The following is a 652-nucleotide window of genomic DNA, read 5'->3' as shown; positions in this document are numbered from 1 at the left end:
CGTGGAATTGATGATGCGTTCCGTGCCTGCGGGCGTGCGGTTTGAGTTGCTGAGCACCATCCGTCAGAAAACCGAGCGCGGCCGGATGATCGCGGGTCTGTTTCGTGGAACGGGCCGTGACATGACGAAATCGGAAGAAGAGCAGAACGCCGAGGACGCGCAGCGTGCGCGTGAGGCGATAGACCTCAAGCGGGCGGATGGGACGTTCAGTCTGGTCGGTGGTGATCACGCGCAGGTTGTCGCAAATATTGCGGAGTTCTACCTGAAGCGCCGCGACATGCTCCGTGCCGCCGGGAGCACGCGCGGCATTACGATGTCTGCTCCCACGAATGAGGACGTCATGGCGCTGAGCATGGCGGTACGCGAGAGGCTGGGTGAACGCGGGGAGGTTGGGAAAGAGGAGATCGTCCGCGCGGCCATTGACCAGCGGGGTGAGACCTATGATCTGCCGATTGCGGTTGGCGACCGGTTGAGGCTTTTCAGCAAGGTGCGGTGTCACGCCCAGCGCTCTTATGGCCCACGCTGGCTGGAATTGGGCTCGAATGGTGATTTTGTCGATGTTCTGGGCTGGACAAAACAGGGCCTGATGCTCAGGAACCGTGCCGGCACCGAGGGCATGGTGCCATGGGACTCTTTGGCGGACCGGCAGACG

General features: G+C 62.0%; 1 pseudogene. It reads left to right on the top strand.

Annotated elements, in window-relative coordinates:
* Positions 1-10: 10 nt before the first annotated feature.
* Positions 11-652 (top strand): annotated as a pseudogene (locus GOB83_RS14695) (MobF family relaxase); the annotation flags it as partial.

Origin of the sequence: Acetobacter fabarum, assembly GCF_011516925.1 — a bacterium.
Classification (GTDB): domain Bacteria; phylum Pseudomonadota; class Alphaproteobacteria; order Acetobacterales; family Acetobacteraceae; genus Acetobacter; species Acetobacter fabarum.
This window is presented reverse-complemented; position numbering and strand designations above follow the sequence as displayed.